The sequence below is a fragment of the Petrocella atlantisensis genome, assembly GCF_900538275.1.
Classification (GTDB): Bacteria; Bacillota; Clostridia; order Lachnospirales; family Vallitaleaceae; genus Petrocella; species Petrocella atlantisensis.
On record NZ_LR130778.1, the window covers coordinates 443,002 to 459,876 of the forward strand.

Consider the following 16,875-nt stretch of genomic DNA (forward strand, 5'->3'; position numbering starts at 1 on the left):
TTCATACTCTAGCACCTTCTTTCTGACTATTCTTCAAGTTATATACAAATGCCAAAACTTCGGCAACAGTCTGATAAAGTTCCGGTGGGACCTCGTCCCCAATCTCTACTGTATAATATAATGTTCTGGCCAAAGGCTTGTTCTCAACAATCTGAATGTTAAGTTCACTTGCTTTTGCTTTGATTCTCCCAGCCATAATATCAGCACCTTTTGCAAGCACATAAGGCGCACCGAATGTATCTTCATCATACTTAATGGCAACCGCAAAATGAGTTGGATTGGTGATAACAACATCTGCTTTCGGCAAATCCTGCATCATACGGCGCATGGAAGCTTCTCTCATCCTTTGTTTGATTTTGGATTTGATCTCCGGATTACCTTCTGATAGTTTATACTCATCTTTGATCTCTTGTTTTGACATTTTCAACTTCTTAGCCAAACTAAACTTTTGGTATATAAAATCAATAACGGCTACAATCATAAAAAACATACCGATATGAATCCCAATGTCAAGGGCTATATCCATAATCAGTGCATAAGTCTCAAGCACCGGTAATTCATAAAATAAATAGATCAGATTCTCATATTCCCTAAGAGAAAAATACACAATCGTCAAAATGATGACTATTTTTATAATTGACTTTATCAGTTCTATCACTGTTTTTAATGAAAACATCCGTTTCAAACCACTGATTGGGCTGATATTGCTGAGTTTGGGTTGCATTGGTTTCATATTGGGTTTCCAGCCTACTTGAAATAAATTGGCAAGAAAAGCTACAAGAAATGAAATCATGCACAAAGGGACAATCATAAATGCACCCTCAATCAAAACATGTTGCATCAAACTTTTTGCAAAATCAGGTGTTATTTCCCTTGTCCCAAAGAGATTAGTAAGTTCTTCCGTAAGTTTGATTGTGCGTTCAATGATGTTCGGCCCTAAAATTTTAATAGATGCAAACATAATGACCAACATAAAAGTGGTCGTAATCTCATTGCTCTTAGCAACTTGACCTTCTTCTCTCGCTTTTTCCTTTTTTCTTGGCGTTGCTTGTTCTGTTTTTTCGCCACCACCGCCACCCTCAGCAAAAAGCTGAAGATTCATCGGAAGACGTGTGCATCTGTTTTTATCGTTCATCATCTTGGCATCATACCTTCTATAATATCTTGCATCAACTTTTCTGTATCGCTGATGATTACGTCACTAATGATTGAGAATAGAGCTAATGTCAAATAGATTGTAATGACTCCTAATAATATCTTAATGGGAAACCCGATAACAAACATATTCAATTGAGGTACAGCTCTTGCTAGGACACCAAGCACGACATTGGTAATAATCATAACAAAGAATACGGGGGCTGCTATTTGGAGTGCTAATACAAAGTATGTTTCTAAATATTCAACAATACTTGAATAAAGTTGATTGGATAGAGACATCTTTCCTAAGGGAATCAAATAATAACTGTTAATCAGTGCTCTTAGAAACATATGATGAGCATCGGTAACTAAGGTAACCATAATTAATAGGTAGTAATATAGATTACCGGTAATGGTTAATTGAATCTGACTTGTAGGGTCAAATACATTCACCATGGAGAAGCCAATCTGTGCATCAATGAACTGACCGGACAAGGTGACAATTGAAAACACAATATAAGCGCCAAAACCAATGAGCCATCCCACAAAAAATTCTTTGATCACAATGACCGCAAAATTGACCACGTCCCTACTAGATACAGTCAGCTCAAATGGAATCGTGGCCATAAGAATAACACTTAGGAAAAAAGTGACGGCAATTTTGGCCATATAAGGGACACTTCGATTACCAAACACCGGTACAATCAGCAACAACCCTAAGGCACGAACAAATACCAACAATAAAGCATCCAGAAACATATAAGGATCAGATAATAATAGCTGCATATCCCATCCCCTATCTTATAATATATTGACCGAAATTATCAACAACCTGAACAAAAAGTTCAACCATTCTCCCCATCATCCAAGGTCCAAAAAAATAAACCCCCAAGAAAACGGCAAATATTTTGGGTACAAATGCCAAAGTTTGCTCCTGAATAGATGTTATGGTTTGAAAGACACTGATGAGCAATCCTACTACCAGAGCCAACATTAGTAATGGTCCAGACACGATGATCACCGTCATAACGGCTTGTTGCATCAAATCAATGACCAAATCTTCACTCATATTACCACCTCTTAATCATAAAACGTCTCTACTAATCTGCCAATGATGAGTCCCCATCCGTCCGCCATTAAAAAAAGCAGTAACTTAAAGGGCATTGATATCATAACCGGTGGTAACATCATCATACCCATAGACATCAATACTGATGCTACGACCATGTCAATGACAATAAAAGGAATGTATATCAAAAAGCCGATGATAAAGGCCGCTCTAAGCTCACTGATAATAAAGGCAGGGATAATGACTTCTGTTGGTATTTCTTCATATGTTTCCACTGCTTCTACCTTTGCAATATCCATAAAAAGAGCTAAATCCTTCGGATTTACCTCCCCCAACATAAATTCTCTTATAGGCGCAAGACCCCGTTCAATAGCAACTTCTTGTGATATTTCTCCGGCAGCATAAGGCTGCATAGCATCCACATTAATCTGACTAATAACCGGGCTCATGATAAACAAGGTCAAAAATAAAGCCAAACCAACCAAAAGTTGATTCGGTGGTGTCTGTTGTGTTGATAAGGCACTTCTTACAAAATGCAATACAACGATGATTCTAGTAAAAGAAGTCATCATTATAAGAATAGATGGCGCAAGAGATATGAGTGTCAAAATTACGAGAATTTGAATACTACTCACTACATCTTGTCCATCTTCTGCAGCGCCAACACTCAAATCAAAAGAAAAGGGAATTGGTGCATTGTTTGTTTCTGTAGCATGAGACCTCATTGTGGTGTTACCAAAAAACAAAAGGAACATAGCCAGCACCATCATTATGGTTAAGGCACGCTTTTTATTGTTTGCTTTCATCTATATCTTCCCCTATTTTATTATTGCTATCATGATGTTTAGAAGCGAATTTTTTCATATATGCACTGAAGGGGACCTTATGATCTTCTGAAAATGTCAGCTTTGATTCCTCCACTGACTGAATAAAGGTGATATGGTCTTTTGAGACACCAATGACCATGTATTCACTACCAATACGTATCAACTGCAATGTTTTTTGGGGCCCTACAGGAATCACTTCAATAATCTTCAAATTACTACCATTGCTTTTATTCATTTGAAGATTACCGAGGAATTTTGTAGCAAAATAGGCTGCCCATAGAATCACAAAAAAAAGTATGATGACCGTAATAAACTGTAAATAATCCTTTAGATCCATCTTGAGCTCCTAACCTTTAGCCCGTAACTTTTGAAACCGCCTCAATAACACGTTCGGCTTGAAAAGGCTTAACAATGAAATCTTTTGCGCCTGCCTGAATGGATTCTATAACCATAGCTTGCTGACCCATCGCTGAACACATGATGATATTAGCGTCACCTTTAATACCTCTTATGGCTTTTACTGCTTCAATACCATCCATCTCCGGCATGGTAATATCCATAATCACTAGGTCCGGATTCAACTCTGTAAATTTCTCAACTGCCTTTAAACCATTCTCAGCTTCACCTACTACGTTATAACCATTCTTGGACAGAATGTCTTTAATCATCATTCTCATAAATGCTGCATCGTCCACTATTAATATATTTTTTCCAGCCATTTTTTTCTCTCCTTCGATATATTACAAATGCATCTATTTCATTATAACATACTTCATTAAAATGTATATCATAAAATTTGTCCGGCTTGCTTGATGATATCTGTTATACGTATGCTGAAGTTCTCATCGATAACGACAACTTCTCCTTTAGCTACAATCTTACCATTAACCAATACATCAATAGGTTCTCCTGCCAGCTTATTAAGTTCAATAATCGTACCCGGAGCAAATTCTAATATGTCATGAATCGACTTATGGGTTCTACCCAGTTCTACCGTTACCTCAAGAGGTACATCCATAATCAAATCAATGTTCTCTTTTTGTTGAACAAAAGAGCCCATATCAAAGCTTTGGAATTGTGCCTGTTGGACTTCAACATTTCTTTGATGGGAAGGACTCATACCATTTTGATTATATCCTGGCGGCATCATACCTTGATTCATGCCTTGATTCATGCCTTGATTCATTTGTTGGTTCATGTCAGGTTGTTGATACTGCATCTGTGGTTGCGGTTGTGGCGTACTTGTTTGTTGATTTTGTTGATTTTGTTGTCCCTGATTTGCCACAGGTTTTTCTTGTTTTTGTTCTTCTTTCTCTTTAGTGTTTGAAAAATTATCAGTAATCTTTTGGGCAAATTCAATAGGGTAGAGTTGCATCATTTCACTATCAACCAAATCACCAATCTGCAATCTAAAGGAAACACGAATAAATTCTCCGCCTAGAAACTCGGCTACCTCTGTTTGGTCAAAGGATTCTGTTAGGTCTAGTTGATTCGATATGGGAGGTGCTATATCAATTCTTTTGTTAAACATGGAGGACATCGATGTTGCCGCAGATCCAATCATTTGATTCATGGCTTCACTGATTGCACTTAGATGCAGGTCAGATAATTCTCCATCCGGACTACTTCCATCTCCACCCATCATTAAGTCTGTAATAACTTTAACATCCTCTTCTTTTAGAATGAGCAGATTGGTCCCCTCTAGACCTTCTTTATAAACGATTTGTATGGCAACGCAGGGACTTGAATACTCTTTTACGATATCATCCCAGTGTACAAGCGATACGGTTGGTGTTGTTATAACCACCTTTTGATTGACCAAACTAAACAAAGTGGTTGCCGCTGTACCCATGCTGATGTTTGAAACCTCACCAATGGCATCTTTATCTACATCACTAAGTACGTTACTGGACGTCTCTGTCTTCGTTATATCTTCATCATCATCTAAACCTCTAAGTAGAGCATTTATTTCCTCTTGAGATAACATTTCTCCCATTCATTATTCCTCCTTCCGTATAATCGAAACGATTTGGACCGCATTTTTCTTTTCAAACAATCCTGCTTTGGCTGTGAATTTTTCTAAGTCTCCAACCTTTACTTCTATATCTTCGGTAATTTTCTTATCTAACTTAATAATATCGCCAACCTGAAGATTAATAAAATCATTGACGGTTATAATGCTTTTGCCTAAAATCGCTTTAACGGGGATTTGGGCTTGGGCAATCCTTTTTTCAATGATATCTCTATAAACCTCTTCATTGGATTCTGTCATAGATGAGAACCAGAACTTTGTATTGAGCTTGTCTATAATAGGTTCAATACAAGTATAAGGTATACAAATATTGATTAATCCTTCAACATTACCGATTCTAAGGTTCAACGTTAAAAGGGCGATGATTTCTGTTGGAGAAATAACTTGGGCAAATTGTGAATTGGTTTCAATTTTCTCCAGTCTAGGTTCTAAACTGACCACATTCTCCCAGGGTTCAACTAAAAGATCCACACAAATCGCCATGATTTTTTCAATGATGGCAAGCTCGATTTCCGAAAAGTCTCTTTCTTTATCTAAGGTTTCTCCTTTTCCTCCCAATAGTCGATCAATAATGGAAAATCCGATCTTTACGGAAAAGTCCATCAATACATTGCCTTTTAACGGATATAAATCCATGATACCAAGCAGTATAGGGTTGGATAAAGCGTTTGAAAATTCCGAAAATGATACAGCTTCTGAATTAATAACTTCTACTTGACAGGAAGTTCGCATGTAGGCAGGTAATGCTGTCGAGACGAGTCTTGCGTAATGCTCAAAGATAATCTCTAGTGTTCTAAGATGCTCTTTGGCAAATTTGGAAGGTCTTGCAAAATCGTACTCTTTGACATGTTTGGCGGATGCGTTATGCTTGTATTCCTCTACATCTAGTTCACCCGTATTTAACGCATTCAACAGATCATCTATTTCATTTTGAGATAATACCTCACCCATCACTTCACCACCTTTTTTGTTATGTCATCCTACATTTTATTATTTTGATGATGTTAATAAATTGTTGAAGTAAACATCCACGATAGACTCTGATTCCAGTCGGCTTTGTAAATATAACAGAATCTCGTTTTTTAATGCATCTGTCGATTCAGCGCTGGCAAAATCCTCATAGGATTTGGATTTCATGAGCGTTTCAATGCCGTCTCTTAATATGGTCTCGCGTGTTGTCATAGTCTCTAAGACTTTGGCCGCATCTTTTTCTGTCGCTAAGATGCCAACACCAATTTCAACAACCACATTATGAACTTTATCGGTATTCCCAGTATCATTATAAATGAAAATAAACTTTTCCGAAAAAATAAAGGGTTCAATATCATTCACCGATATTTGTGGCGGACCGTTTTCTTCTAGCTCTGCAGCCTCTTCTTCACCTCTAAGTGCCTTGCTGATACCCATAATGGTGATTAATGAAATCATTGAAAAAATCAAAGATACAATAATCAGCACGACACCTATCATCATAACAATCTTACTCTTATCCTGAGGTTTTTTTGCTACTTTTTCAACGCCATCCTCGTCTAGTTCCGGTTGTTTTTTCTTAGCCATAATTACTCCTTTATTCCATCAATGTCCTTGGACTTACTACTCTGCATTGATTGTATTATACTCTTCTACCTGTACTTCTTCACTTTGAAGAACAATCTTCATTTCGACCCTTCTGTTCTTAGCGCGATTTGCATTACTGTCATTGCTCACAATCGGCCGATACTCACCATAGCCGGTGCATGCGATTTTTTCTTCACTAAAGCCCATATTGTCAATGAGATATTTTCCAACCGCTATGGCACGGCTAGCTGAAAGTTCCCAGTTGCTAGGAAAAAAAGCCGTACGAATCGGTACATTATCTGTATGGCCTTCTATTTGAATATTATAGGCCTCATAACTTTGACCTTTAATCATTTCACCCAGAATTGATATAACGCTTAAGGCTTCCGGTTTGATAATTGCTTGACCACTATCAAATAGGGCTTCACCCGGTATCGTAATCTTAACGAAATTAAGTGCATAGCTCACATCCACTTCTTCCCGTATGCCTTGATCTGTCAGATATGCATTCACCCGTTCATATACTTCCCTTGCTTCATCTAGGGCAACTGCTTTTTTCTGCTCGTCTGAAAGTTCTTCATCTGACTCCGTTGTACCCTCTGAACCTTGGGAAAGACTATTCTCAACAATGATCTGAATGTCACTCAGTTGATTTACACCATTGGTAATCAGATCTGCATCAACAAGGGCTTCACCACCAGGCATAATATCAATCTGATCATTAAAGGATGCTATGGCCTCTTTGAATTTCCTTATATCTACACTAGACATCGAGAACAATAATACAAAAAAGCAAAGTAAGAGCGTTACCATATCGCCATATGTTGCCATCCAAGCGGGCGCTCCTTTTTTTGCTTCTTCTTGTCTTTTTTTCATCTTTACTCACCCTCTTTTTCGTTAGGATTGAGTGAAGCTCTAAGAACCGGTGCTAAGAAAGCTTTTAACTTTTCTTCAATAACTCTTGGATTTTCTCCAGCTTGTATAGATAATAACCCTTCAATCATAACCTCTTTTAATAACATTTCTTGCCCACTTTTAATCTTAAGTTTTTCTGCAAAAGGGGTTGCTACTAAGTTGGCAAGAAGGGAACCATACATGGTGGTTAGCAAGGCTACCGCCATGGCAGGACCGATTGCTGAGGGATCGTCCAAACTTCCAAGCATGTTGATTAGACCGATGAGGGTACCAATCATACCCCAAGCAGGTCCCATTTCTGCTACCTTTTCCCAAAATGAGGCCACTTCTTTATGCCGGCCACCTATAAAAATCAACTCTGTTTCAAGGATATTCCTGACAAGTTCCGGGTCTGTGCCGTCAACAACCAGCATAATTCCTTTCTTCAAAAAATCATCATCGATATTATCAGCCGCTTCTTCAAGAGCCAGTAGCCCTTCTTTACGCGCGACATTTGACAATTCAATGATGTTTCTAATAACGCCGGCTTCATCCACGATTGTGTTTTTAAATGCTTTTGTCACCGATTTTAATGCGTTTATAAATTTGTCCATGGGGTGAATAATCAAAACAGAGGCAAAAGCACCACCAAAGGTAATCATAACAGAAGGTGCATTCCAAAATGCCAATAGACCTGTAAGTCCTTTGTCCAGTATTATTGACATAGCAAAAAAGAAAAAACCTGCCACCAAACCTATAACCGTTGCAATATCCATATGTCCACCTCGATCTTATTCATTCACTCTAATCTGTCTTATAATTGAGTATTTTGGCTTCATAATTAATGATTTTTTCCTGAAGCTCTTCTAGACTTTCACTGATAATAATTATTTTGCCGTTGGTTAGAACCAAAGTTGTATCCGGTTTCTCCTCTGCCGATTCAATGAGTCGGCTGTTTAGCAAATAACTTTGACCGTTCAATCTTGTCACAAAAATCATATCATCTCACCTTTAATGGGGTTGTCGGTTGCTATAGGCAACCGAACAAACACCACAATTTATTAAATTCTACCATTATCTCTTAAGATTTACAAGTTCTTGTAGCAGTTCGTCTGAAGAAGTTATAATTCTTGAATTTGCTTGGAAACCTCTCTGGGTTGTGATCATTTCTGTAAACTCTCTTGATAGGTCTACATTCGACATCTCAAGAACGCCGGAATTGAAACTTCCACCTCTTGATGTAATATCTTGACCGAGTCCGTCAAAGTCGCCTGAATTCGTAGTTGCTACAAACAGATTACTTCCCACTTTTTGAAGTCCTGCAGGGTTTTGAAATGCTGCAACGACAATCTGTCCAAGTAATTTGGTTTGTCCGTTGGTGTATCTACCGATAACTTTTCCATCGCCGCCAACTTCGAATCCGGATATACTACCGGCTTGATTCCCAGAACCGATGCCATTGATGTCACCTGAGATTGCCTCAAGTGTTGTATTACCGGCAAAAAGGGTTAAGTCTCCAAAGTCAACAGACATGGTGCTAAAAGTTGAAAATGGTGTTACCAAGTTGGTCATATCAAATGTGTCAGGTCCTGCTATAATCTTACCTGTAGCAGGATCAAACTCTATAATCTGAGCAATCGGTGCCAACCCTGTAGCCACGCCTACATTCCCGTCTGCATCGGTGATACCAGCGTCTGTTAAAGTGATGGTAAACTGGTTCTCATTGGCTAAAGGCAAGTTGGTAATACGATATTCAGCTGTATATCTATAACCTAAACTATCATAAAAGTTAGCTGTAAAAGGCACACCATTTGGATCTGACAATTGGGTATCATTGATGTTAATATTACCTGATAAAGTTATATTCTCAGTTGCACTAGGTTCAGAATAAAGATTAACCGGATTCAGAATCTGAATCGGCTCAACTTGTCCTTTTTGTACTTCTCCAGTAGCCTGATCGGCTTTCCAACCCATAACATTTAGACCTTCAGGTGTAACCAGATTGCCTGCTTCATCGATTCTAAATGCGCCGGCTCTAGTAAATTTGTTACCTGTTATATCACTGACAACAAAAAAGCCGTCGCCTTCGATTTTAAGATCTAGGGGATTGTCCGTACGTTGTGCCGCACCTTCGCCCATGTCAATATCCACTGAAGATATAGAAGAACCAAGACCTATTTGCATTGGATTTCTACCACCGGTGTTTTCACTTGCGCCACTAGCACCTTGTATGGTTTGACTAAATACTTCACTGAAGGTAACACGGCTACTTTTAAATCCCACTGTGTTAACATTCGCGATGTTATTACCTATAACATCCATTTTTGTTTGGTGAATCCTAAGACCTGAAACACCTGAGTACATTGAACGCATCATAATGTACAACCTCCTTATGTCTATACTGTATCGAAACTTCTCTGTCATTTAAAGTTTCATAGCTTCCTTCATGAGGTCCGGCTATATCAATACAGCACCATCTATGTTTGTAAATACATGTTCTCTAGCTTCTGATTGATCTAGAGCGGTTACAACTGTTTTATTCTCAATATTAACGACTAACGCTACGTTATCCATTAAGACGAGTGATTCTTTGATACCTTTAGCTTCTGCTTTGTTAACGCCTGCCTCTAGTCTGGTCATTTGGTCATCTGACAATTCAATCTGTCTTACATCCAAGCGCATACTGGCATGTTTTGAGAATTTCAGCTTATCTTGACTTTGAATCTGTTGTTGCAAAATATTTGCAAACTTATTGGTGTCTATGTTCTTGTTCTCTATGGATTTGGTTCTTAGTTGTTCTCCTTGAACCTGTCTAATCGGCGGTATGGGTCTATTTTGAATGATCATTCAATTCCGCCTCCTTACTGTCCTTCTTCTACATTTTCAACCGGTTCTTCTTCTGTCTCATCTGCTGTTAAACGGTCAATTTTTTCATTGATAGATACAAGAGCTTCATTCATCTTGTTGATTGCACCAATCATCGCTTCGTTGCTTGTTTCCTTGTCATTAAGCACGGCTTCAACTTTTGCTAGTGCTACATCCACACCATCCACGTTTAGAAATGCTTCTCCACCTTTTAAAGTAACACTTTGTACAACACCTTCTACATACTCACTTTCTCCGGAAACTTCATTGAATGATACACCCAATACAGTTTTCCCTATTAAGCTATATGCTTGTTGCATGGTTGAACTTGTGTTTAGGTTCTGCATCTGCTCTAAAGATGAAAATTGAGCCATTTGTGCTAAGAAGTCCTCATTTTTTGCCGGTTCCAAAGGATCTTGATAACGCATTTGAGTCACAAGTAGTTGAAGAAAAGCATCTTTGTTCAGATTGTCTGACTTGGCTTTATCTTTTGTTGCATCCATACCATATTTGGCCATGATGTCTTGTATAGAATCTACTGTTGCCATTTTGTCACCACCTTACGCTGAGTACTCCACCGTATGTTCCATATTGCCATCCATATCTTTTGGAGTCTCTGTTGACTTGATTTCCGGTTGAGCTACTTCTATATTATGAAGTCTATTCAAACGGTTGATTCTGTCTTGTCTGGTTTTATTAAAAGATTGACGTTGATCACTTTGCTCTTTTTGATGATAATGCAAATTTGCATTGCCGAGCGTTACTTCAATCTTATCCACTTTGATACCTTGTTGTTCGAGCTGACTTTTTAACTGCCCGATGTTACTTTCAATCATTTGTTTCACCACTTCATTTTCTGCCACAAATTGCCCTTTTACCAAACCTTGCTCGGCAACTACCGATACAGCTATTTTCCCTAGGTTTCCGGGGTTCAATTGCAGATTCATGGAGGTTCTTGTGTCAGAGAGATTAACTATGGCTTTTGTTACAATCTGATTGATGATATCGTTTGTACTCACTTGCTGATATTTGACTTCACCAGCCTTATTTACCACAACTACTTCTTTAAGATCTGTTGTGTTCTGAGAAAACAATGTATTAAAAGATTGATCACCTTTTTGTTTACCTGTTTCCTTTTGATCATATTCAGTTGTGACTTTTTGGCTTCTCATATCATGGATTTCCAACTTAACCTCTTGCTTACTACCTTGGCTGTCTTCCGTTTCAGTGCTTATAGCACTTGAAGGGATTTCTCCGTTCATGGCTACCACTTGATTATCTGCCATTGGCATTTTACCTTCTGCTAGATGATTCATTGCAGCTACAACCTCTTCTTCACTCATGTTAACGGATTCAAGTAATGCTTTTAATTCCGTTTGTATCGCTTTAAAGCTTTCAAAAGCCTCACCATGGGTTAATAAAGAAGTCTCTTCTAACTGAAACACTTCGCCAAGAAGTTCTGATAGACTGTTCATGTTTAGTAAATCAAAAACATTCATATCCATAGTCTCCAGATTCAATTGTAGCGTTTCCTCCGGTATGCCTAATAATTCACTGACGATGGTTAATGCCATCTGCTCAAGTGCACTATAGTCGACCATAATCATGTCTTCTGTAACAGTCTCAAGTTCTGATGTTTCCTCAACCGTTTTCTCTTTGGTTGTTGCATTCGGTGTCTTTGTTTCCGTTTCATTCATTGGCTTGATTTTTTCTTTTTGGTCTTCGGCTGGGTCGCTATTTTTACTGACTGCGGCTTTATCCACTTCGACATTTGAAGGCTTCTTCATTTTTTCTTTGCTTAAAGCTTCAAATTCTTTTTTATCAAGTTGCTGAATGTCTTTTTCGCGACTGTAAACCTTCGAGAATTCTTTGTTTGAGGCATTGTTTAAGTTGGTATTGCTCTTGTGAGTTCCAAAATTCGAATTCATCAATGTTGCAACGTTTTGATTTGCAACTGAATTCATAAGTGTCTCCTTTCTTGTTCTTTACTCTGCTACAGGAAAGTCTTTATTGTTTCAGCTTTGAAGACCAGCTGAAACTGTCTTGGCACTTTCCTTCCGTGAACAATTTGTAAGCAAATTGTTCATTACTCTGCTACAGGAAAGTCTTTATTGTTTCAGCTTTGAAGACCAGCTGAAACTGTCTTGGCACTTTCCTTCCGTGAACAATTTGTAAGCAAATTGTTCATGGATAAATATAAGATGTGATTCTTGCTGCGGTTCTAGGTTCCATTAAACCCATAATCTTTGCTGCTTGATCCGGTGATACACCTTTTATAATGGCTGCCACTTGATCCATCTGGGTTATACTCATGCTCTCTAAAACCGGTGCTGCTTGAGCAGGCTTCATGTTTTGATAGATGTCTACTGTCTCTTTAAGCGTTTCATCGAAAACAACCTCGCCAATCATACTTTCATACAAGGCAACGGCATTTTCAGGATACATTTTTTCGAACCATTCCGTATAGACAATAGCCGCCGGTGTTGTTGCTAATAGTTCATCAAATTGGGCCTTGTCTTCTTGAAACTGGACTTGGTTGGCTTCGAATATCCTTAATCGCTCAACTTCGGCTGTCAAATCAGATAATTGCTCACCTATATTTTCGGCTTCTTCACTCTTTTCCATTAGCATTTTTTCAGTTATTTTCAATATTTCTACGGCTTCTTCCACTGTTTCAAAGTTATAGGCTTCTACGTCTTCTTCACTCACTTCCGGCATTTTGGGTAAAATCATATTAAGTACAGGTACATCTTTTATGACGGGTCCTATGACCGTAGTTCCTAAACCACCGACATCAAACTTAATCAAAGCGGCCAATGCAATGGCCAACACCAATAAACCGACCAAAATGCCCCCAACTATTTTCATTATATTGTTTTCCCGATCTTCTGAATTATCTCTTGCCATTTTTGCCTCCTTTTATTCTTCACCGGATTTAGTTGAGTAGCGAAAGCCGACGATCTCATCCAATATTTTTATTTCTTTATATTTCTCTTCTTCTAAGAATACATTCAGAGCCTTTTCTTTTAGCTTTTCTTGTATCTTTTTCTCCTCTAGGGCCTTTTGTAAAGCCTTTCTTTTTGATTCTACTTTATCTTTGGCTTTTACAACCACTTGCTTTTGAGCTTTATAGGCTTTCTCGTAATAATTAACGTTATGATTTTGCCTCTGAAATTCGGAAACAGATTGGGATTGTTTTTGACGTTCCCTAAAATCCTCAATAGTTGCATCAAGCTCTGCTTTGATTGCTTCTTGCCTATCTGTCTCCACCTTGTGGTCCATCATGGCTTTTGCTAGCTCCATTTTTTTCTGTTCTTCAATTTTTGTTTTTACATTCAAAATGTTTTCCATAGAATAATGGAATTTTGCCATACGTATCAACCCTATTCAAATATTTTTCCTAATTTGTCAACCACTTCATCAAAATCATAGTTTTCATGGGTGTATTGTGTTAAAAACGCTTTAATCTGTTGATATTTTTTGATAGCATCGTCAATCTCCGGATTACTACCTTTTGCATATGCTCCTATATTAATCAAATCTTCTGCATCGTTGTATACGGACAAACTTGATTTTAGTCTATTGGCTAATGCAAGATGCTCAGTTGTTGCAATATCCGTCATAACCCTTGAAATACTTTGTAATATGTCAATCGCAGGATAATGGTTTCTATTGGCCATTTTTCTTGATAAGACAATATGGCCATCCAATATCCCTCTTGCTGCATCCGTAATGGGTTCATTCATATCATCCCCGTCAACCAATACTGTATACAGGGCTGTTATTGAACCCATATCCGAGTTCCCTGCTCGCTCTAATAGCTTGGGCATGACTGCAAAGACAGATGGGGTATAACCTCTACTAACCGGCGGTTCACCTATAGCAAGCCCTATTTCTCGTTGAGCCATAGAAAAACGTGTTAAGGAATCCATCATTAGCATTACATCTTTACCTTGATCTCTGAAGTATTCTGCTATTGCTGTTGCCGTTTTTGCCGCTTTTTGCCTTATGAGTGCCGGTTTATCTGATGTTGCCACAACGACAACGGAACGCTTCAAACCCTCTTCTCCTAAGTCTTTTTCTATAAACTCACGCACCTCACGTCCACGCTCTCCTATAAGGGCTATGACGTTCACGTCTGCATGGGTATTTCTTGCAATCATACCTAATAACGTACTTTTTCCAACACCACTACCTGCAAATATCCCTACCCTTTGACCTTTACCTATGGTTAAGATACCATCTATCGCTTTGACACCCATAGGCAATACCTCTGTAATCCTACTTCTCTTCAAAGGATCCGGTGCACCTTGCTCTATTGGGTACATATCCTTTGAGTATACAGGCTCAAGCTCATCAATGGGTTTGCCCAGACCGTCCACAATTCGTCCTAACAGTCGACTACCTACCGATATTCTAAGTTCGTGACCGATGGCTTCAACAATACATCCGGGGCCGATACCGGCCAAGTCATCTAGTGGCATCAAAAGAATCTTATTTTCTTTAAAACCGACCACTTCTGCAAGAACTTTTGCACCACTTGTAGGAGAGCTTATGGTGCATAGCTCCCCTAGGTTAACACTGGGTCCTAAGGATTCAATGGTTAATCCTATGATTTTGCTGACTCTACCCAAATGTTTGATATATGATTTTTCGACCAAGGCCTCATACTTGTCCATGCTGATCATATGTACCCTCTCTAATGGCCTGAAGTCATACTTCCCAGACTTTCTTTTATTAATTTAAGTTCTTTTTGCAGACTTTCAAGCCTAACTTGTAAACTGCAATCAATGTTTCCCATGTCAGTTTCAATAAAACATTGGTTCTTTTCTAAAGTAATTTCTTTCAGTATTTCTAAGTTCACTTTTTCACTTAAATTCTCACTCAATTCGTCTTTATGCGCTACAAGATGATCAAAATCCTCAGATGAGCATTTTATAACGATACTGCCATAAATATTGATTTCTTCAAAAGCAAGTCGTACCAGATACAAAATTATATCCGGATCGTCTGCATAACGACCAATCATTTTATAAAGCAACTGGCTGATAATCTCAGCTACTTTAGGTTCAAAATCACGAATATATGCTTCATTCTGAGCCAACATAGCCTCACGTTCTTGCTCAAGCTGATTCATTTTAAGTTCTATGGCAGACTTAGCTGCTACAATACCTTCTTCATAACCGGCCTCAAAGCCTTCTTCTCTCGCTTGCTCTTTAATTTGTTCACCCTTACTGTGTGCTTCATCCAGCATTTCCTTAACTAAAAGCTCTGTTTCCTCTACGGCAATAGTATGAGAGCCATCAATCACATCGTCATCAATGGCTTCTCCTTCATATTCGTTATGCTCTAACCCACCCTCTACATCAAAATCATTTTCTCCTACTTCTTTTTGAACAGGATGAATGATATGTGGATTATGTGGATCTATTGTTTGAATTTCCTTACGTATTTCCGACATGGACACAAAGGGTGCTTTAATAATCTTAGACAATGATTTCATCCCCTCCACCACGTGATATTACGATTTCACCTGCATCTTCAAGTTTTCTAATGATGTTAACAATCTTTTGCTGGGCTTCTTCAACATCTTTTAAACGAATCGGACCCATAAATTCCATTTCTTCTTTAATCATTGCTGCTAAGCGTTTGGAAAGATTATTGAATATAACCTTTTGCACTTCTTCACCTGAACCTTTTAGGGCTATGCCAAGTTCATTATTATCGACTTCACGAAGAATACGTTGAATCGAGCGGTCATCTAGTGACAGAATATCTTCAAAGACAAACATTTTCTTACGAATCTCTTCAGCTAACTCCGTATCTTCAATCTCAAGGGTTTCCATAATATGTTTTTCAGTACTTCTATCTACAGAGTTTAGAATTTGTACAATGGCATCTACACCACCAACAATCGTAAAGTCCTGGGTCATAAGTGAAGATAGCTTTCTTTCTAATACATCTTCTACATCTTTAATGACATCCGGAGACGTCCTATCCATCTGTGCAATTCTTCTAGCTACATCAGCTTGCTTTTCCTGTGGTAGTGCTGCCAGAACCATTGATGCTTGCTGTGGATTAAGATAGGATAAAATCAATGCAATGGTCTGATTATGCTCATCTTGAATATAATTCAGTAACTGTCCCGGATCCGTCTTTCTGACAAACTCAAAAGGTCTAACTTGAAGGGAGGAGGTAAGCCTACCAATTACTTCCATCGCCCGATCTGTTCCAAGGGCTTTTTCAAGAAGCTCTTTGGCATAGCCGATACCACCTTCCGCTATGTAGGACTGAGCCAGACATATCTGGTAAAATTCGTTAATAATATTTTCTTTATCTTTTGGCGATATTGCTCTTGTATTCGCAATCTGTAAAGTTAATTCTTCTATCTCTTCTTCTTTCAAGTGCTTGAAAATCATAGAAGACTTCTCCGGACCGAGAGCTATGAGCAATATTGCTGCCTTTTCAATACCACGCTGCTGTTGACTTGCCAT

The 16,875-nt window shown here is 38.4% G+C and carries 21 protein-coding genes; all 21 read right to left on the reverse strand.

Annotated elements, in window-relative coordinates:
* Position 1: 1 nt before the first annotated feature.
* The gene (flhB, locus tag PATL70BA_RS02180) at positions 2-1,138 is read right to left on the reverse strand and encodes a flagellar biosynthesis protein FlhB (protein WP_243115952.1); all 1,137 of its coding nucleotides are present in this window, start codon (positions 1,136-1,138) and stop codon (positions 2-4) included.
* Positions 1,135-1,923, reverse strand: coding sequence for a flagellar biosynthetic protein FliR (gene fliR / locus PATL70BA_RS02185; RefSeq protein WP_125135837.1), 789 nt, complete (start codon positions 1,921-1,923; stop codon positions 1,135-1,137). Before fliR ends, flhB begins: the two co-directional genes overlap by 4 nt.
* A 10-nt stretch (positions 1,924-1,933) precedes the next feature.
* Entirely contained in the window at positions 1,934-2,206 is a 273-nt protein-coding gene (gene fliQ / locus PATL70BA_RS02190) for a flagellar biosynthesis protein FliQ (protein WP_125135838.1), read from the reverse strand.
* An 11-nt stretch (positions 2,207-2,217) separates the two neighbouring features.
* A complete protein-coding gene (gene fliP, locus PATL70BA_RS02195; RefSeq protein WP_125135839.1) occupies positions 2,218-3,012 on the reverse strand; it encodes a flagellar type III secretion system pore protein FliP in 795 nt (264 codons plus the stop codon).
* Positions 2,996-3,370: a flagellar biosynthetic protein FliO gene (gene fliO / locus PATL70BA_RS02200; RefSeq protein ID WP_125135840.1), complete on the reverse strand. Its 375-nt coding sequence runs from the start codon at positions 3,368-3,370 to the stop codon at positions 2,996-2,998. Before fliO ends, fliP begins: the two co-directional genes overlap by 17 nt.
* Positions 3,371-3,386: 16 nt before the next feature.
* Entirely contained in the window at positions 3,387-3,752 is a 366-nt protein-coding gene (locus PATL70BA_RS02205) for a response regulator (RefSeq protein ID WP_125135841.1), read from the reverse strand.
* 68 nt (positions 3,753-3,820) lie between these two features.
* Entirely contained in the window at positions 3,821-5,029 is a 1,209-nt protein-coding gene (gene fliY / locus PATL70BA_RS02210) for a flagellar motor switch phosphatase FliY (RefSeq protein WP_125135842.1), read from the reverse strand.
* Between the two features lie 3 nt (positions 5,030-5,032).
* Positions 5,033-6,016: a flagellar motor switch protein FliM gene (fliM, locus tag PATL70BA_RS02215; RefSeq protein WP_125135843.1), complete on the reverse strand. Its 984-nt coding sequence runs from the start codon at positions 6,014-6,016 to the stop codon at positions 5,033-5,035.
* Positions 6,017-6,055: 39 nt separating this feature from the next.
* Positions 6,056-6,622, reverse strand: coding sequence for a flagellar basal body-associated FliL family protein (locus tag PATL70BA_RS02220; RefSeq protein WP_125135844.1), 567 nt, complete (start codon positions 6,620-6,622; stop codon positions 6,056-6,058).
* A gap of 36 nt (positions 6,623-6,658) precedes the next feature.
* Complete coding sequence (locus PATL70BA_RS02225) at positions 6,659-7,498, reverse strand: OmpA/MotB family protein (RefSeq protein WP_125135845.1); 840 nt, start codon at positions 7,496-7,498, stop codon at positions 6,659-6,661.
* A 2-nt stretch (positions 7,499-7,500) separates the two neighbouring features.
* Entirely contained in the window at positions 7,501-8,292 is a 792-nt protein-coding gene (locus PATL70BA_RS02230) for a motility protein A (protein ID WP_125135846.1), read from the reverse strand.
* A gap of 28 nt (positions 8,293-8,320) precedes the next feature.
* Positions 8,321-8,515 carry a flagellar FlbD family protein gene (locus tag PATL70BA_RS02235; protein WP_125135847.1) on the reverse strand — a complete coding sequence of 65 codons (195 nt, stop codon included), beginning with the start codon at positions 8,513-8,515 and terminating at the stop codon, positions 8,321-8,323.
* Positions 8,516-8,590: 75 nt separating this feature from the next.
* Positions 8,591-9,892, reverse strand: a complete 1,302-nt coding sequence (locus PATL70BA_RS02240; RefSeq protein ID WP_125135848.1) for a flagellar hook protein FlgE — start codon at positions 9,890-9,892, stop codon at positions 8,591-8,593.
* Between the two features lie 81 nt (positions 9,893-9,973).
* Positions 9,974-10,363, reverse strand: coding sequence for a TIGR02530 family flagellar biosynthesis protein (locus tag PATL70BA_RS02245; RefSeq protein WP_125135849.1), 390 nt, complete (start codon positions 10,361-10,363; stop codon positions 9,974-9,976).
* Positions 10,364-10,377: 14 nt separating this feature from the next.
* Positions 10,378-10,929, reverse strand: a complete 552-nt coding sequence (locus PATL70BA_RS02250; protein WP_125135850.1) for a flagellar hook capping FlgD N-terminal domain-containing protein — start codon at positions 10,927-10,929, stop codon at positions 10,378-10,380.
* Positions 10,930-10,941: 12 nt separating this feature from the next.
* On the reverse strand, positions 10,942-12,345 hold the full coding sequence (locus PATL70BA_RS02255; RefSeq protein WP_125135851.1) for a flagellar hook-length control protein FliK: 1,404 nt from the start codon (positions 12,343-12,345) through the stop codon (positions 10,942-10,944).
* A gap of 220 nt (positions 12,346-12,565) precedes the next feature.
* Complete coding sequence (locus PATL70BA_RS02260) at positions 12,566-13,288, reverse strand: MotE family protein (RefSeq protein WP_125135852.1); 723 nt, start codon at positions 13,286-13,288, stop codon at positions 12,566-12,568.
* Between the two features lie 12 nt (positions 13,289-13,300).
* Entirely contained in the window at positions 13,301-13,732 is a 432-nt protein-coding gene (gene fliJ / locus PATL70BA_RS02265) for a flagellar export protein FliJ (protein WP_172596062.1), read from the reverse strand.
* Between the two features lie 32 nt (positions 13,733-13,764).
* Positions 13,765-15,069: a flagellar protein export ATPase FliI gene (gene fliI / locus PATL70BA_RS02270; protein WP_125135854.1), complete on the reverse strand. Its 1,305-nt coding sequence runs from the start codon at positions 15,067-15,069 to the stop codon at positions 13,765-13,767.
* A gap of 11 nt (positions 15,070-15,080) precedes the next feature.
* Positions 15,081-15,884 carry a FliH/SctL family protein gene (locus PATL70BA_RS02275; protein WP_125135855.1) on the reverse strand — a complete coding sequence of 268 codons (804 nt, stop codon included), beginning with the start codon at positions 15,882-15,884 and terminating at the stop codon, positions 15,081-15,083.
* On the reverse strand, positions 15,868-16,875 hold the full coding sequence (gene fliG / locus PATL70BA_RS02280; protein ID WP_125135856.1) for a flagellar motor switch protein FliG: 1,008 nt from the start codon (positions 16,873-16,875) through the stop codon (positions 15,868-15,870). Before fliG ends, PATL70BA_RS02275 begins: the two co-directional genes overlap by 17 nt.

Coding starts and splice junctions, on each gene's coding strand:
- fliQ (WP_125135838.1), bottom strand. CDS start 2,206: ATGAGTGAAGATTTGGTCATTGATTTGATGCAACAAGCCGTTATGACG.
- PATL70BA_RS02260 (WP_125135852.1), bottom strand. CDS start 13,288: ATGGCAAGAGATAATTCAGAAGATCGGGAAAACAATATAATGAAAATA.
- fliP (WP_125135839.1), bottom strand. CDS start 3,012: ATGAAAGCAAACAATAAAAAGCGTGCCTTAACCATAATGATGGTGCTG.
- fliY (WP_125135842.1), bottom strand. CDS start 5,029: ATGGGAGAAATGTTATCTCAAGAGGAAATAAATGCTCTACTTAGAGGT.
- PATL70BA_RS02205 (WP_125135841.1), bottom strand. CDS start 3,752: ATGGCTGGAAAAAATATATTAATAGTGGACGATGCAGCATTTATGAGA.
- PATL70BA_RS02225 (WP_125135845.1), bottom strand. CDS start 7,498: ATGAAAAAAAGACAAGAAGAAGCAAAAAAAGGAGCGCCCGCTTGGATG.
- PATL70BA_RS02240 (WP_125135848.1), bottom strand. CDS start 9,892: ATGATGCGTTCAATGTACTCAGGTGTTTCAGGTCTTAGGATTCACCAA.
- PATL70BA_RS02235 (WP_125135847.1), bottom strand. CDS start 8,515: ATGATTTTTGTGACAAGATTGAACGGTCAAAGTTATTTGCTAAACAGC.
- flhB (WP_243115952.1), bottom strand. CDS start 1,138: ATGATGAACGATAAAAACAGATGCACACGTCTTCCGATGAATCTTCAG.
- fliM (WP_125135843.1), bottom strand. CDS start 6,016: ATGGGTGAGGTATTATCTCAAAATGAAATAGATGATCTGTTGAATGCG.
- PATL70BA_RS02220 (WP_125135844.1), bottom strand. CDS start 6,622: ATGGCTAAGAAAAAACAACCGGAACTAGACGAGGATGGCGTTGAAAAA.
- fliG (WP_125135856.1), bottom strand. CDS start 16,875: ATGGCAAGTCAACAGCAGCGTGGTATTGAAAAGGCAGCAATATTGCTC.
- PATL70BA_RS02255 (WP_125135851.1), bottom strand. CDS start 12,345: ATGAATTCAGTTGCAAATCAAAACGTTGCAACATTGATGAATTCGAAT.
- PATL70BA_RS02230 (WP_125135846.1), bottom strand. CDS start 8,292: ATGGATATTGCAACGGTTATAGGTTTGGTGGCAGGTTTTTTCTTTTTT.
- fliJ (WP_172596062.1), bottom strand. CDS start 13,732: ATGGAAAACATTTTGAATGTAAAAACAAAAATTGAAGAACAGAAAAAA.
- PATL70BA_RS02245 (WP_125135849.1), bottom strand. CDS start 10,363: ATGATCATTCAAAATAGACCCATACCGCCGATTAGACAGGTTCAAGGA.
- fliI (WP_125135854.1), bottom strand. CDS start 15,069: ATGATCAGCATGGACAAGTATGAGGCCTTGGTCGAAAAATCATATATC.
- fliR (WP_125135837.1), bottom strand. CDS start 1,923: ATGCAGCTATTATTATCTGATCCTTATATGTTTCTGGATGCTTTATTG.
- PATL70BA_RS02250 (WP_125135850.1), bottom strand. CDS start 10,929: ATGGCAACAGTAGATTCTATACAAGACATCATGGCCAAATATGGTATG.
- fliO (WP_125135840.1), bottom strand. CDS start 3,370: ATGGATCTAAAGGATTATTTACAGTTTATTACGGTCATCATACTTTTT.
- PATL70BA_RS02275 (WP_125135855.1), bottom strand. CDS start 15,884: ATGAAATCATTGTCTAAGATTATTAAAGCACCCTTTGTGTCCATGTCG.